Annotated in this window: 8 protein-coding genes; all 8 read right to left on the reverse strand. The window is 47.1% G+C overall.

The window, feature by feature from the left end; genetic code table 11:
* Positions 1 to 27 precede the first annotated feature (27 nt).
* The 8 genes from AC58PV_RS23700 to AC58PV_RS23735 all read right to left on the reverse strand — a co-directional run bounded on the left by AC58PV_RS23700 (position 28) and on the right by AC58PV_RS23735 (position 16,264).
* Complete coding sequence (locus tag AC58PV_RS23700) at positions 28 to 8,730, reverse strand: fibronectin type III domain-containing protein (RefSeq protein ID WP_497434963.1); 8,703 nt, start codon at positions 8,728 to 8,730, stop codon at positions 28 to 30.
* Between the two features lie 322 nt (positions 8,731 to 9,052).
* On the reverse strand, positions 9,053 to 9,985 hold the full coding sequence (locus tag AC58PV_RS23705; protein ID WP_497434964.1) for a D-2-hydroxyacid dehydrogenase: 933 nt from the start codon (positions 9,983 to 9,985) through the stop codon (positions 9,053 to 9,055).
* A gap of 55 nt (positions 9,986 to 10,040) precedes the next feature.
* On the reverse strand, positions 10,041 to 11,108 hold the full coding sequence (locus AC58PV_RS23710; RefSeq protein ID WP_497434966.1) for a metallophosphoesterase family protein: 1,068 nt from the start codon (positions 11,106 to 11,108) through the stop codon (positions 10,041 to 10,043).
* A gap of 203 nt (positions 11,109 to 11,311) precedes the next feature.
* Entirely contained in the window at positions 11,312 to 11,914 is a 603-nt protein-coding gene (locus AC58PV_RS23715; RefSeq protein WP_497434967.1) for an ABC transporter ATP-binding protein, read from the reverse strand.
* Entirely contained in the window at positions 11,904 to 12,821 is a 918-nt protein-coding gene (locus AC58PV_RS23720) for an oligopeptide/dipeptide ABC transporter ATP-binding protein (protein WP_497434968.1), read from the reverse strand. Before AC58PV_RS23720 ends, AC58PV_RS23715 begins: the two co-directional genes overlap by 11 nt.
* 31 nt (positions 12,822 to 12,852) lie before the next feature.
* Positions 12,853 to 13,710, reverse strand: a complete 858-nt coding sequence (locus tag AC58PV_RS23725; protein ID WP_497434969.1) for an ABC transporter permease — start codon at positions 13,708 to 13,710, stop codon at positions 12,853 to 12,855.
* A complete protein-coding gene (locus AC58PV_RS23730; protein WP_497434971.1) occupies positions 13,707 to 14,699 on the reverse strand; it encodes an ABC transporter permease in 993 nt (330 codons plus the stop codon). The genes AC58PV_RS23725 and AC58PV_RS23730 overlap by 4 nt, the downstream gene beginning before the upstream one ends.
* On the reverse strand, positions 14,687 to 16,264 hold the full coding sequence (locus AC58PV_RS23735) for an ABC transporter substrate-binding protein (protein ID WP_497435028.1): 1,578 nt from the start codon (positions 16,262 to 16,264) through the stop codon (positions 14,687 to 14,689). Before AC58PV_RS23735 ends, AC58PV_RS23730 begins: the two co-directional genes overlap by 13 nt.
* Positions 16,265 to 16,433: the final 169 nt, after the last annotated feature.

A 16,433-nucleotide genomic window follows, 5' to 3' on the forward strand; every position in this document is an offset into this window, starting at 1 on the left:
GGCGAGCAGCCCTAACGGTTTCTTCCATCACCATTTATATTGCAAGCATTGCTTCACTTTCGCTGCGGCTTCCAGCTTAACCGATGGTTTGAACAGATCTTTCACATTTTTGCGTAAATCATCAAATTTGCCTTTGACTGCAGATTTGGAAAGATCGTTGAAATCTAACTGAACAGGCCCAGCACCCAGCTTGGCAATGAGAGATCCTTCCCCTTCTTTGCACGGATCCCATGCTTTGAAATATTTGGCCCCTAATTCACCCTTGAGAGGTCCGTATTGGACTTTAGCTGCTGCTTCGAAAGAAGAACCGCCTTTGGATAGATCCTCGAATGGATCAACTTCCAAACCGCCGCCTGCGCCAACACCAGCTTCTGCACAGGCAGATACGCCATCCTCCGTCGCGCACACCTTCCCGCCAATCCCAACACCGGCATACGCAGATACTCCGATGCAGAACAAACCACATGGATCACGCAGTACAATCGGATTGTTACCAACATAGGCATAGACATTCGTTTCTCCGCTGTCCAGTAGAATCGGGTCACGCGCTGTCCATCGCGCAGATATGGGATCATAGTCTCTTGCACCGAAGCGCACAAGCCCAACAGCTCGATCCTCTAGACCTCCTGCAAAGCCAATCATCAGCTCGAAGCCGGGATTGGAGTCACTAAGCAGTTTGCCGAAGGAGCTATAGTGAAGCTTTTTGACCGTATCGCCTTCCGCATTCAGAACTTCTTTCGGTGTTCCTACATTGTCAGTAATGACATAATAGCGTTGACTTTCACGCTCCATACCGATGAGTAAACCTTCTTCATTATAGAAATAATTCGTTAGAACGCCATTCTTATCAATGGAAGCCGTCAGCATATGAATGAACTCTGGATGGCCATATAAGTATTTCTCCATATTGCCCCCTCCTTCTCTTGCTGTCCGTCGTCCGATTGCATCATAAGCATACCGGTATGTGGTGCCTGTGACAGTCGCTTCCAAGAGTTCCCCCCGTATACCATAACGATAGGTGTTCTCACCTCGAGCCGTCAGGAATCCATCGGTATCAAACGAATAATCGACTGATCCTACTGCTAGTAATTCACCGTGTGTGTCATAGCTGCTCATTTCCAAAGGAGAGCCATTCACCTGCTTACTGACACGGTTCTTCCTAATGTCGTATTGGTAAACCTCATTATAGGTACCTTCGGTACCAGATTTGAGCGAGGCTAACAACTGGCCATCATCGTCATAATTATAATGGGTTTGGCTCGCAGCACCGCTAGTAGAAGTTTCCTTTTCATGGGATAAAAGCCCGCGAGAATCATACGTAAACTCACTGCTGGAGAGGAGTTGGCCCCTCCATAAGTAATTGCGCTGCTCGAGCTTCCCTAGGTCATCGTAGGTATTCATAATCTGGAACGAACCATCTGAGATCTCGTTCACAAGGCCATTAGCCTCATGTGAGATTTGGAAAGGACCAAACTTCGTCATCTGTTCATCGCGATCCCAGCCTATCGGTGTATTCTGAATAACCGTCTTCGGTTGCCCGTAGACTTGTTCCGTAACCGTAGTGCGAATATTCGTAATGTTCGTCACATTCGCACCTGTGTCAAAACTATAATCGAAGGTAGCATTCGCTGCGCCTTGCAGCACCATCTGCAGCACCTCACTACCGCCATAGGTGTAACCGACAGATTGCCGCAGATCGGGATCCCCCGTTTGCTCACTGACCATCTGTGCTACGCGGTCTGTTGCGTCTCCATACGTAAACGTTCGATTCAGATCAGGATCATTCATGGTTTGGATTCGCTTGCTGCCACTAGACTCAAACCCATACTGTAAAGCGCGTCCGCTTGCTAGAATGGCCTTGTCAATGAAGCCTGTGACATCATGTGTTAGTGTTAACCATGGCTGCCCACCTAACGGGGTAAATGTGTTAAGCTGGTTCAAGTCATTATATTGTTGCTTATAAATGGTTCCGTCAGGCAGCGACGTTTGTACCAAATTCCCCTTCCCATCATAATCTTTGTAAAAAGTCTTACCACTGGGCTGTTTGATCATCTTCAGTAATCCAGTCTCATTATAGCCATATTCCTTTCGGTTGCCCTCTTCATCGGTCTCCGAAATCAGCTCTCCGCTCGTGTTATAGGCATAAGTCATGGAATGACTACCCTGTGAAATCGTACGAAAACGTCCGCGCTCATCATACGTGTATAGGATGGGTTGCAGTGGCTGATTCGGATAGTCAACACGCACAATTGTACCTTTGTCGTCCAGATGGGACACCTTAATTAAACCTTCCGCAGATGTCTCCACATACGTTTTTGCAGCTGCATCATATTTCACTGAAGACGTTGCACCATTGACCACATAGGTTTGTGTTAAGGAAATGAAGCGACCTTGACTGTCTCTTTCCACAGCACGTGACTCCGAATACGTCACAACGCGACCGTCTGGTGTTGTAATCTTCATAAGATTAAGAATAGGTGCGTCCATGCCATAGCGAGGATCATTTTCAAGCTTTTGAATGACCTTCGTACCGTCTGTGTACGTCATTTCTTTGGAACCGTCCGATTGATAAACGACCGTGGACTTGGCACCACCAGGCTCCGTTATCGTACGCTTCGTATAACTGCCAATTGTACGAGTCTCATACACGGTTGAACGGTTAGCGGCATCGGTGAATGTGATGGATAAGCCGTCACTTAGTTCTGTCCGTGTTAAGGTTTTAATCCCACCAGTGGGCGTCTTCGCCTGAATCAGATACCCTTTCTCATCGTAGAGATACTCAGAAGTATGCCGATTCGGGTCAGTAAATGAAGTCAGCAGTCCTTTTGTGATATAGGTCATGTCATACTGATATCCGAGCTTTCCAGTTACCGTTATTAGTTGTCCTTGCTCGTTGACCGTCAATTCTGTACGTTGACCACCAGGCGCTACAATAGCCGTAGGCTTGCCAGCAGCATCCCGCATGATCGTCGTGCGATTGCCATAGCTATCATCTAATTGAATCAATCGGCCCTCCGCATCATAACCGAAGCTAGCCATCACTTTACCCGTTAGTGCATGGGTAGTCTGCATATGACGCCCGCTTAACGTATCAATTTGTGTCAATGTGATTCCGTCATCGTTCGGAATGCTGGTTTTACTTACCTCGGCGCCAATTCGGAAGAAATTAGGCGTCATGCCACCTTGGTCATACGTTATATACATCGGATTACCCTTTTGATCAACGCCGATAAGCTTCACGTAGTTAAGTTTAAAATCATTTCTTTGCACATAGGCCATCGCATCTGATTGTTCAACAAGATGAACAATGCCATCTGGGGTTATTTTATAAATAGGTCCTAATGTCGTGTTGACGGCATCTACTTGCATGTAGATGTTTTCTTGTCCGTCCACAAATATCTCTCGGACATTGAATCGTGAACCGGTTGCCGGCATGCCATCTGCTATAACAGGATCCTTCTTACCCATGCTTACGTCACCTGCGACCAGTTCTAGCGTGCCATCCTTCGTTATTTTGCGAATGCGGCTCTTAACACCCCAATAATCGTACATGTTATCCATGACATAAATCGTACCATTAGGACTCGAAGTCAATCTCCCGTACCCAATATTAGCTGGTGTAGCTGGTCCTGTATCAGGGCCATAGCCCGATTTGCCTGCATGATAGACATAACCACTTGCATCGAGCTTATAATACTGAATGGTACTGTTGTAAGTACCAGTAGGATGAACACCTTCGAAGTACAGATTTCCTTGAACATCTGCTGCAAATGAGCTGAAGTTTCCGCCTGCAACCTCAGTTCCCTTAGTGCCATCAGGAATAACCGCTACACTGTAAATTCCTTGACCGACAACTCGTTGCCAATCGGAATCGTTAGTTCCTTTTTTATAAATGGCATCGTTCAAATAGGCGAGGTATAGCGTACCATCCGGACTCACAGTAAAAGCTTTAGGAAATCCTTGCGAGGGAAACGTCGCCACTTTGAGCGAAACATTATCAGGCGTTACTCGAACGATGGACAATTCATTCAATATGCTGTTGTTTCTGACTAGAAAATAAAAATCAGAGCCAACAACCGCATACAACGCCCCATCAACGTAATATTGACCCTGCCCCATCTGAGGATTCAGCGGGTTGAATTGACCACTGTCCTTCTTCTGCGTTTCGCCTTCACCGCTCAGCAGTTTCTTCGTCGTATTATCAAAAATGTGATGTGCATCCAAGCTCCAGCCTGCAATACCTTGCTGTTCATAAGGATTCACAGGTGAGCTAATAATGCCTTCATACGATCTGGTGACCCTCATATCCGAGCTGCCTCGGGAACCGATACCCCCGACACTTGAAGGAAGCCTTGCCCAGCTCATAGCGAAACCTTCAGGTGTAGGATAATAAACGGGTTTATAGTGGTAACTCACCGTAACTTGATAAGGATGATCGCCAATCAGTTTGCGGCCATATCCATCGATACCATCCCATTTGAACGTATGCAGTTGGTTGATCGTTAATGGCAGCTTCTTGTAGACTGTCTTACCTGCCACTTGAATACTGACTGAAATTCCTTGTAACGATGCTGGCAGCGCTGTTGAGCCTGTCACAGGGAATTGAATCGTCGAACGCTCCTCATACCCTTCCGTTCGCTCACTTTGGTACCGGAGTGTATACGGTGTACCGGGAATGGCTATCGCTTCTCCAAGCGATTGATCCTGACAGCCGATAATGGAGCCTGGCTGTTTGCAAGGTTCTTCTCTCGGATCCCGCTGAGGCGATTTCTTAGGTGTTGGATTCGGCGGAGCAATGGCATCACCTGGTGGACCATACGGCCAGTTGTGATCCCAAGGTGTGAAATGAGGAATCGGCACACGCCATAAACTTTGACCCTCAGAATATAATCCGGCAAGCTTCTGCCGCTCTTCATCTGTGATTTCGTAGGCACTAAGCTTCGTTCCGCTATCCGCCGCACCATCGCCGTCCAAGTCTACTTGCGCCATACCTTCTGCAATCCCAACGATCTGGAGAATAACACCATTCTGCGCGGGTACCCAGAGCCCAGCCTTGCGATCGTAATAGGCATTTGGAACGGAAATACCAACTGGAAATTCAAGGAAATTATCAACATAATGATACAAGGGTTGGTTAAAAGTAACTTCTGTCGCCCCCGCATCCACCGCTTCGTCCGCCGACAGCTCCACCGCATAGGTGTAGCCGACATTCTGCGGCAATATGCCTGGCATCGCTTCAGGTCCCCTATTGCCAACTGTGTATTCCGTTGCTCGGAAATGGATTTGTGAAAGCGGTTGAACCGTTCCATCTGGCAGTGTCATCGTGGCAGTTGTACCCTTCGGTACTACAATCGTCGATGTCCGTTCACCATCTTCATCTTGGACGGTTGTTCCACGGGCTACTTGGGTATCCGTTGCATTCGACAAGTTGAGCTCCGTTACTTTGGCATCATAAGCAAGAAGCACCACATCTTCCATGCTGGTATAGGTGCCCCAAGTCATCTTCTCTGGACGCTGGGCCATCATATAGCCGGGCTTGCTGAGCTGGACAGTAAGCAGTCCTGTTCCGTTAACCACCAAATCATAAGCGCCATCAACACGGCTTAATGTTTGACCATATTCGGGATGATTCAGAATACTCACTTTCACTCCACTTAGTGGCGAGCCATTCGTATCAAGGACTTTACCGCGCAGCACAGCCGCAACATCGGTGCGTATCGCTCCTGGGATGACCCCAGCTTGCACGGCGTTGCTGCCTGTATGCAAGAATTGCGTTTGCTCAGCAAAAGAAGGCATACGCGTTAGTGGAATCTCAGGTGCTGCCGAAGCAGGATCATCCGGGATGGTTTGCTTAACCGGCATAAGGTCGATTGCAGCTGATTTGGCAGATTCATTGCCCTCACGATCATAGGCAGCAACGGTGAATTTGTACCTTGTTTCGTCTGTTAAACCAGTAACGGTAAAGACGGTCAGCTTCTTCGCATCGCCCTTCACGTGCCAAGTGACACCATCGTCCGTTGACGAATAAATGGTATAGCCGGCTAAATCACTCTCATTGTTCGCTTGCCAGATGAGTGAGGAACTCCCGTCTATGGCACTTCCGTTCAGACCCACTGGCGCAGCTGGCGCTGTCTGATCAGCGCTTTTTGGCGCAGCTGTTACCCAAGCGGATTTAGCGGATTCGTTGCCCGCATAATCTATTGCAGTTATGGCAAACGTGTATGGTTTGCGATTCGTTAGACCTGTTGCTTGATAAGTTGTTGCATATCCCGTGGAAACACCACTGCGCCAAGTCGCTGCGCCGTCTTCGGAAACATAAAGCTTATAGCCTGCTAAGTCTTCTTCCTCATTTAGTGACCATGTCAATTGAATTTTGGTATCACCAACCGTTGCCGAGAGCCCTATAGGTGGAACGGGAATTTCGAGGTCTGGCTCCTCTTGTGGCGTAAGTGAAATGATATTGGATTTCTCTGACTCATTGCCGCTAGAATCATAAGCGCTAATAGCGAAGCTGTACGTGACATCGTAACTTAAGTTCGTAAATGTATAAGAAGAGAGATAGGGATATATTTGCCCTTCAAGTATCCAGTTATTCCCATTATCAATTGAGACATAGAGATTGTATCCAGCAAGATCGCTTTCTTCATTCGTCTGCCAAACCACAGTCACCCGATCTTGGTTAGTCGTGCCCGCAAAACCTACCGGGATAGCAGGCGCCGTCATATCTGGAATGACCTCTCTTCCTGGCGTCAGCTCAAGAAAAGCTGCTTCCGATTCTTGGCCGTTACGACTATAAGCGATCAGTTTAAATCGATAGGGCTGACCATTAGTGATTCCACCCCAAGTCAACGTTGTATTGTTCGCGGCATCCCACTCTTCGTGATAGGATGCTCCCTCATCGTCAGCCGATGTGATGACAAGCTTATAACCAACTGTAACAGTATCGGTGTTCGGCAGCCAGGATAAGTACACTTCGCCATCGCCAACCGTTCCATCAAATCCTGCTGGCTTGGTTGGAGTCTGGGGGCTGAGTTGCACGGTTAACGGGCTTGATTTCAACGACTCATGACCGGTCTTGTCATATGCTGTGACAGCATACGTGTATGTGGTACCGTTCACTAAACCTGTAGCTGTATAGGAAGGTGTAGGAATGGCATCGGCCGCTAGTGACCACGTTACTCCTCCATCGAGAGAGACATAAACCTTATAGCCAGCCAGATCGGCTTCTGAATTCGCTGTCCAACTCAGCGTAGCCTGTTGAGCTGCTGTCTCTGCTTTCAATCCAGTAGGAATAGCTGGAGCCGTCACATCTGTTGAACCACCGCCTGGGGAGACGCCTCCACCTCCTGCGTTCCCGCCTGAATATCCACCTGCTGGACGGATGGTGCCATCCACCGTAGACAACTGGCCTATTTCAGTGACTTGGCCCACCCCAGGTGCACTTACCTCTTGCGGGACATCAACCAGCTGACAAGTACATGTCTGTTTCACCTTGTTTTTCGTGCCTAGATCAAGAACTTTCAAGATATCCTGAAGTGCTCCATTTGAAAGAATGGAACCCGTTGTGCCAGATTGATCCGTGTATGCTTTCCAATTTTCCAACGAGAGCAATGATAGTTGGTATGTACGATCTGGAAGAACGTTAGCTTTGAATGTTCCGTCTTGACCTGTTACAGCGAAGAAAGTAGGGTTCGTTGTGAACGTCACGATGACGCCTGATTGTGGTTCAGCGTTCTCGCCAACTACTTTGCCGGTTAGGCTTGCAGCCTGAACCGTTTGCACGGCCACAGGATGACGCTGTGCGCTTAACTCCACAATTTGATACGCTACGAATCCGCTGTCGCTAGTCGTGTTAACATCGTACGCACCGTAAGGCAACTTCACTTCATACCCACCAGAAGCACTTGTCGTTCCAGTAGCTAATAGAGCTCGCTTCCCTTTAGTATGAATTTGTATATGAGCGCCTTGTAAGGCGCGTCCGTCAGGTGTTGTTACTGACAGCTGTAATATGCCTTCCTGTTTGACTTCTGGCAACTTCCAAGCGCGATGCAGCATGACAGCAGCTTCAGCCCTCGTAACCTGATTGTAGGGACGATAGGTACGGTCTTCATATCCTTGAACGATCGCAGCCTTGCTCATGGCCCCAACAGCTAATGCTGACCATGTTGGGATGATAGACTGATCTGCAAAATCCGAGGAGTGAGACGCATCCAACTTCCATATGCGCTGCAGCATAACGGCAATTTCAACCCGGGAGATTGATGCAGCAGGACGGAATGTGCGATCCTCATACCCCTCGATCAAACCGATTCTTGCAGCGCTGACAATCTCATCGCGGTGCAGTTGATCATCAATATCCTTAAAAGTAGGCTTATTCTCACCTGCTGTAGTATCCATACCACGTAACTTTGCAGCATGAAGAAGCCAAACGGCCGCATCCGCTCGGGTGAGTGGCGTATTCGACTCGAAATCGCTGCTTTCTGGTCGTTTATTCACAATACCTTTGCTCAACAGCTCCTCAATTTCAACTTTGGCCCATGAAGGTAGTACTTCGGTCACTGCCATAGATGGAGGGGAAACTGATTGTGTCGATTCTGTCATTTCTGTAGTTGCTACCGTTGCTGCCACATCCCCCATTTCAGCACTCATCACGGAAGGAAGCGTCGATTGAAACAACACCAACAAACTGAGCATGATCGCACAATTTCTATACCACTTACGCATTCTCATTTGAAACCTCCTGACCTTGGTTCACTTCTCCTTTCATTATGAGGTCGCCTAGATACTCGGAGTAGAGACTAATGACATAATAATGCAAGTGACTCGTCATTATTCTGCCAATGACAAGTCATTCATTCTGCATGTAGGCGTCATTTTCAACCCCAGTCCAAGTAACGGTTCTTCGAGTGATTCGAGAAATCTTACTCCCACATTTAGTTAAGAATTCATTAGCCATCCACGTCAAAAAGAGCCCTAAACAGGGCTCCATAACTAAGTAACATATTGGTTTGTAGCGTCCGTACATGTGCGCGGATATGTCATCACTAAAGAACTAATACCCTCTACTGACATCGACGGAATGGCTAATTTGTTCCCATCCATGGTCTATTTCTTCAAGAACCGTTAGCAGTCCTTCAATCGCTTCATCCACACCTGTAACTGCTGAAATATGTGGTGTAATGACCACATTCGGATGAGTCCATAACGGCGAATGCTCGGGCAAAGGTTCTTCTCTAAACACGTCCAGAACAGCTTTACGTACCTGTCCGAGTTCAATGGCCCCCAGAAGTGCGTTCTCGTCAACCGAACCTCCCCTTCCGACATTGATAAATCCTGATCCGCGCATATAGGAAAATAAACGACGTTCAAACAAACTTTCCGTGTGTTCAGTTAACGGTAACGTGTTTATGACCCAATCGGACCCAGGAAGCACCGTATGCGCATCGATCAAGGGAAGAACCCTGTCATAATGCATATTCGCAGTGCCGCTGCGAGATATGCCATTTACCGTTACGCCGAATGCACGCAGCATTCTGGCAACTTCCTCGCCGATCGTGCCAGTTCCAAAGATGACAACGTTCATCTCATGAAGCAGCTTCTGTTGGGAAGGCAGCCATTGCCTCTGAGCTTGAGCCTGTTGAAACTGGTCATGGCGTTGTAGATCTGCGAGTACATAACTTAAGCAATACTCGCCTATTTTTCGCCCAAAACTGCCGATCGTACGCGTTAACACGACATCCTTTTTCCACTCCCGATTCAATAGAAAGGCATCGACGCCAGCTCCAAGAGCATGAACCCATTTCAGCTTACCAAAGTGAAACGACGCCGTCGGTTTAAATGCCACATAACCATCTCCCCAGTCGAAGTGACTTGAATGTACTTCCTCTTCTGGTAGAAACAGATACTCCCTCTTCGTGTCCAGTTGGGCAAGTTTGGCTAGTTCTTTATACATGCGCCCAGTCACGATTATTCGTTGAACATCCAACTAAAATGCCTCCTCTAAATCTCCCTTGCTTGGTTACAATTCGTGTGTTAAATAACTACGCTTGGTTGACATGAACGATAGGTACGTTGTACTTTGCCGATTCAATCCAAGTCTGATTGGAAAATTCACGGCCGCGAACCACCACTTCGTTGTTGTAGATTTGAACATACATGCCTTGCGCACAATTGGGATTGTCTGAGCTCCTTGTTTTGCCAACAGAAGCATTATTGAACCAGTGAAAGGAATTCTGGGTATTATAGTGATTTTCCGTTGCAAAATTACGATGCGTATGTCCGGACAACACAAATACATTCTTATACGGTGCTAAAATGGCACGAAACTCCTTCGCTCGAAGCAACTGCGGCGGCTTCCCGTCCATATCTGGCGCAGGCAGCGGTTGATGGATGAAGACAAATGCGGGCTTTCCGTCCACATGTGATTTCATCGTATTCTCAAGCCAGGCAAGCTGCTCATCCGAATACCATGCCCCCTCTCCTACCTCCGGTTTCTCCTGCACATACGTTTCTTGAGACATGATAATTAGATGTACATCATTCATCCAGACATCTTTATAAGGCTTATCTTTATAGCCGAAAAATTTCATAAAGCGTTCTCGGGACATGGCGTCGGTTTTCCCATTTGGCACAGTATCTGCGGACCAATCTCCCTTAGGGCTTATCCAAATGTCGTAATAGTCGTGATTTCCCATATTAGCATAAATAGGAGGTAGTTTGTATTTGTCCAATACTTTGCGGAAAAGTTTGTAATCCACTTCGCGGCCTACATCCGTGACATCGCCTCCGAAAACAATCGTATCTACCGGCGTTTCGAAATGGCTGATATCCTTCAATGCAGAATGAAGTTTATCCGTAATCGTGGAAGTACCATTATCTGAAATATGCACATCGCTAAGTAGGAAAAATGATAGCAATAATCGATTTGTACTGGCGTCAACCGAAACTGGATGTGGGGATGCTTGGGGAACGATTTGTTCTTCTGAGCCATCCGCAATTGCGACATTTGTTTCGGGTCCCTTTAACGTTTGTTTGAGCAGCGCGCCGACACCCGTTACTGCGAATGCGGTTGCAAGCAATCTTTTGATAAACTGTCTTCTTGAGATCATGGACCTTCCCCCACTTTTGAAAAATTCTCTATTGTTTGTATCATCAAACACCTGTCATTAAAACGAATTGCATACAACATGATGATGCTTAAATTTTATCATATTGACGCTTGAAAGCTACTATAATCCTTGAATTTTTTAAAAATACAATACGGCAAATACAAATAAAAAAGGCTGCACATGGCAACCTTTTTACTTGACGTTTAAGCTTTCCCCCACTCAATGACTCTACTGCATACTCGCTTCACAAGCTGATGCTCATGACTAATGACGAGTATACTTGTCTGATTTCGCTCTGCCCACTTCAGCACCGATTGCCAGATTTGCGCTTGTGTAATTGCATCGAGCATGGTAGTCATTTCATCTGCAATCAAGTACCGAGTTCCTGATCCGAGCGCCCTCGCCACACATATTCGCTGCAGTTCGCCGCCTGAGAGCTCACTTGGGTAACGGTTTAACCATGCATCCTCAATGGCTAGCTCACTAAGTAAGATTTCGTCTATGGGCCCCGACTCCGCTAAAGTTTTTCGCAGCTTCCATTTGGGATTCACAGCCTGTTCAGGATGCTGAAGAACTAACTGCACAGGGTTTCGTACCCCTGAAGGAATCGGGCTGCCATCCAGAAGAACATGACCTTCAATGGGTCGAAGATGTCCAGCAAGTATTTTACCAAGTGTTGATTTGCCACAACCACTTAGCCCTACTAATCCCACAACCTCTCCAGCCTCTAATCGCATAGTCGTCTGCTGCACAACCCATGCCCCTTTGTTATAGCGATAACCAAGCGAGTTTCCCTCAAGTGGCATGCAAGCACCTCACTTCTCCGCCTCTCAATGTACGCGGCTCAGGCTGAAACTCTTCACATTCGACCGTAGCTAACGAACATCGCGGTGCAAATACGCACCCTTTGGGTAAAGCATGTGGTAATGGTTGAGAGCCTGGTATCGGGATAAATTGTTGACTAGGGAGAGCTCTCCATAACGCTTTCGAATAAGGATGACGCAGTCTCTCACCGTCGCCAGCAAAATCACTGCGAAGCGCAATTTCCACAACAGTTCCCGCGTACAATACGGCAACTCGATCCGCAACTGTCAAAGCGGCTTCTATATCATGGGTGATCAGCATTACCGCACATCCATCATCTGCCAACTGTCGGAAACGACTCCATGTTTCAACCATCGCGGCGGCATCAAGGCCAGGCGTTGGCTCATCGGCGATAACTAATTGAGCTCCGCTAACCGTTGCAGTTGAGACTAGAACTTTACGCGCCATGCCACCAGATAGTTGAAAGGGAAACCATTTGGCCACATATTCAGCGAGATGATACTTATGAAAGGCCTTTTGCCTAAGTTCCACGGGATCACCTTGACGAACAGATTGCTGGACTTGCTCCCCGACACGCATCAAAGGATCTAAGTAGGCAACAGATTGTGGGATAAGTGCGATTTCTTTCCCTCGTAGCCGACGTTGTCTCTCTGGGGTCAATACTTCCCCCATAAACTGAATGCTCCCCGAAACTTGCGCATTACTAGGAAGAATGCCTAATATCGCATGGGCGAGCAGACTTTTACCAGAACCGCTAGAGCCTACTACCGCAAGAATCTCTTGCGATGCAACAGCGAGATGCAGATTATGAATCGTTTCGGTATGTACCTGTCGCAAACGACGATCCAGCCGATGAAACCGGATAGAAAGCCTGCTAATTTCTAGCATAAGCGAGCTCCTCTCCCTTCTATTTTCATCCTTATTTATTATGAGCATGTTGTGGATTCACGAACTGTTTCAAATTTTCACCTAGCATAGCAAACGTTCTTACCACGAGTAACAAACATAAGCCAGGAAACACAGCTAACCACCACATACCTGAGGATAAATAGCGCATAGATTCAGACAAAATGATCCCAATGGCAGGTTCATGAGGAGATAGACCCATGCCAAGAAAGGTAATCGAAGCTTCATGTAAGATGGCGTGTGGAACAATGAGTATAATACCTACAATTAGTTGTGGAACGAGATGAGGAATAATGTGCCTCGTTGCAATCCACCAACGGGATTTGCCGAAGTTACGCGAGATGATAATATAGGGTGCCGTTTGAAGCTGCATCACCTCCGCGCGAATCACTCTCGACAAGGCTGGCCAATGGGTCAACGCGACGCCAATAATAATACCTTTGGCCCCTCCCCCTAGTACAAATGAAATCAAGAGCAGTGTGACTAAATGAGGAACACTTAGAAATAAATCCGTCAACCAAGTAATAAACCGATTCACTGTTCGACCCATGAGGGCAGCTGCAAGTCCCATCATACTTGCAATGACAACACTGGAGAAACCAGCAGTTAGCCCCACTTTCAGACTGAGCAGCAAGCCTTTCATTGTGCGGGTAAACATATCCCTGCCTAGCCAATCTGTCCCGAATAGGTGTGAAGAGGATGGCTCTAAATTACGCTGACTCAAGTTGGTGGTTAATCCTGTGGTACCCAATCCATTGGATATAACAAGCAATGTTAGTAATATACCTAGGGCTATCGTAGTTGAAATCCATAATTTCTGTTGATGATGAAGCTTGGGAAGCCCTATTCCAACGCGCATTGGTTCCTTCATAGACGACTTCCCTCCTTCATCCTCGGATCAATCCACCGATAACTTATATCGGCCATCGCATTTCCAACATATACGAATAGTGCACTGCATAATACAACACCCATCAACAGTGGGATATCCCCGCGTAATCCTGCTTCCACAGCAGCTTGACCCAGGCCAGGATATGAAAATACTTGTTCCGCCAATACAGCTCCACCGAACAGTTCACTGAATGAAGCGAATTGCAGTGTAATCGCTGGCAACGCCACATTCCTGAGCCCATGTCTCCAGAAGATAGTGAATCCTCGCTCGCCGCGAGCCCTTGCAAACAACCAGTACTCCTTCTCCGTCACTTCAATCAGTTTCTCTCTCGTGTGCAGGGCAATTGCAGCGATCCCTGTTACGCTAAGCGTCAACACGGGCAAGATCATATGTCGGATGCGATCTATGAATTGAACCTGATCAGTTGTTGTACCAGCAGGTACGGCAAGTCCGACGGGCAAGATCCCTAGCCATACCGCAAACACAAGCATGAGTAACAAGCCGACCCAGAACGTTGGTGTTGACGAAAGGGTATAACAGTACCATCGGATCCAAGTATCGACCCACTTATTCCGATTCATTGCGGCTAATATGCCTGACACGAATCCAATCAGTCCTGACAACAACCAGGCAGCCCCCATAAGTGCCAGGGATGCGGCAAAACGTTCGCTGATCACTTCCAGCACAGGCCGACGGTAAATCATAGATGTGCCTAAATCGCCACTCGCCAGCGCACGCAACCAATGCCAATACCGAATGAGTGGCGGATCATGTAACCCCCAATAATGCACGATCGCTTCACGTTGTTCTGGACTGACTTTCATCATATCCGCGCCAACATAAGCTTGAACGGGATCTATGGGAGAGAAGTGAACAAGCATGAATGAGATGGCACTCACAGCAAATAACAGTAACAATAAACCGAGGCCTTTTCGAATCATCCATGGAAACAGCTTTAAGAATTCCATCGCCACTCCTCAATGTTATCGGTGACTGGCCACCCATGCCCATGTGGATGAATCTTTTGATTCCCGATATTAAGACCCGATTTAACCAAGTAGAGATGATCTAGGTTTACTAGCCAAGCCCACGGCGCGTCGCCTTTGGCGCTTAAGCCCGTTTCACCATCCCATTGTGCCCTCTTCCAAAATGCCCATGCCTCTTTCTCACTCGTTGCCCGTAAAGCTTGCGTCATGTAAGTTTCAACTTTCGGATTATTGTAATAGCCTGGATTGTAATATTCGACGCCGCCAAATTTATTACTGTACACATTGTACATTTCAAGTGGATCATGACTGCCCCAGCCAAACATCACGGGATTCGCATGCATCTTTTTCTCTAGTTCATCCCAACTTTTGCCCTCTGCTTTAACCTGAATTCCGAGAGGCTTCAACATATCCGCGGTTGCTATGGCAAGCGACTGACGTGTTACATCACTGGATGGATACAACAGATTAAATGTTGCTTTCAATGTTCCTTTTTCGATAACACCATCATTGTCTGTATCCTTCCAGCCATTTTCAGCCAGCAGTTTCTTCGCGGCATTCATGTCTGCATCCGTAAACACAGCATCTTGGTTAAACCATGGAAGACCGTCATTCAACGTATACGCAGGTGTGCCGTGTCCTTCTAGAACACCTTGAACTAAACTTTTTCTATCTATAGCGATATTTATAGCCTGACGAATGGCTGAATCGGCCGTAACGTCATTCCCAATCGGATAGCCTTCTTTCGTTGTACCGCCCGATTTGACGTAAGGAAACATTATGCCACGATTGTCGACAGTCCTAGCCGTTTTCAGTTCCATCCCGTTCACCGCTTGCTTACTGAATGCTGCTGGAATGGCAGCCATGTCAACGGTTCCTGCCTTTGCAGCTGCGAAAGCAGCATCTTCACCTAAGAATAAAAACGTAATCTTTCGGAAGAAAGGCTTATTTCCGTAGTAATCTGGATTAGCTTCAACGATTAATTGTTGTCCTTTGTCCCATTGAACCATTGTGAATGGCCCTGAACCAATCGGTTTAAGAGCATAATCTTTGCCGTGCGCATGCTTAGGCACAATACCTGTAGTTACTAGCATTTGTGCAAAAGTGGATTGCGGTTCTTTAAGCGAAAACTTTACAGTCGTTTCATCTGTGATGTCTACACTTTTTAGATTGCTCAGATCGATCGACGAGCCGCTAGTTGAAGCAGCTTGAAAGGTATATTGTACGTCTGCCGCTGTCAGTGATTTTCCATCGCTGAATTTGGCGTCATTGCGCAGCTTAACTGTCCAAACCATGCCATCTCGACTTACCTCATACCCTGTTGCCAAATCATTAACAATATTCAAATCTTTGTCTCGTTTGAGCAAGGTGCTTTGGAATAATGGCGAACCGTAACGACCCCAACCCGTTGTTGGGTCGAATCCTGTTTCAGGCTCACCGCCAATAGCGAGAACAATCTCTTTTTTCTCCGAATCCGCCAATGGCTGAGGCTTTTGTTTCGTACAAGCAGTTACCAAGGATAATACGGTCAAAATAATCAAAATCATAGATAATCGATGCTTCAATTTACGCACTCTCCCCCAATGTTAACGTGTGCAGTGTCACGATTTGATAAAATAGTAACACAAATGAGGTTGGAAATGAAACCCTTTTGCAGAATAAACGTACTAATCCATACGTCAGATTTATCTATCCCTGACATCGAACCGTAAAGGA

The organism is Paenibacillus sp. J22FR83 (genome assembly GCF_059691955.1).

Excerpts from the sequence above, each read along its gene's own strand:
- AC58PV_RS23700 (WP_497434963.1), bottom strand. The coding sequence starts at position 8,730 with ATGAGAATGCGTAAGTGGTATAGAAATTGTGCGATCATGCTCAGTTTG.
- AC58PV_RS23710 (WP_497434966.1), bottom strand. The coding sequence starts at position 11,108 with ATGATCTCAAGAAGACAGTTTATCAAAAGATTGCTTGCAACCGCATTC.
- AC58PV_RS23715 (WP_497434967.1), bottom strand. The coding sequence starts at position 11,914 with ATGCCACTTGAGGGAAACTCGCTTGGTTATCGCTATAACAAAGGGGCA.
- AC58PV_RS23720 (WP_497434968.1), bottom strand. The coding sequence starts at position 12,821 with ATGCTAGAAATTAGCAGGCTTTCTATCCGGTTTCATCGGCTGGATCGT.
- AC58PV_RS23725 (WP_497434969.1), bottom strand. The coding sequence starts at position 13,710 with ATGAAGGAACCAATGCGCGTTGGAATAGGGCTTCCCAAGCTTCATCAT.
- AC58PV_RS23730 (WP_497434971.1), bottom strand. The coding sequence starts at position 14,699 with ATGGAATTCTTAAAGCTGTTTCCATGGATGATTCGAAAAGGCCTCGGT.
- AC58PV_RS23735 (WP_497435028.1), bottom strand. The coding sequence starts at position 16,264 with ATGATTTTGATTATTTTGACCGTATTATCCTTGGTAACTGCTTGTACG.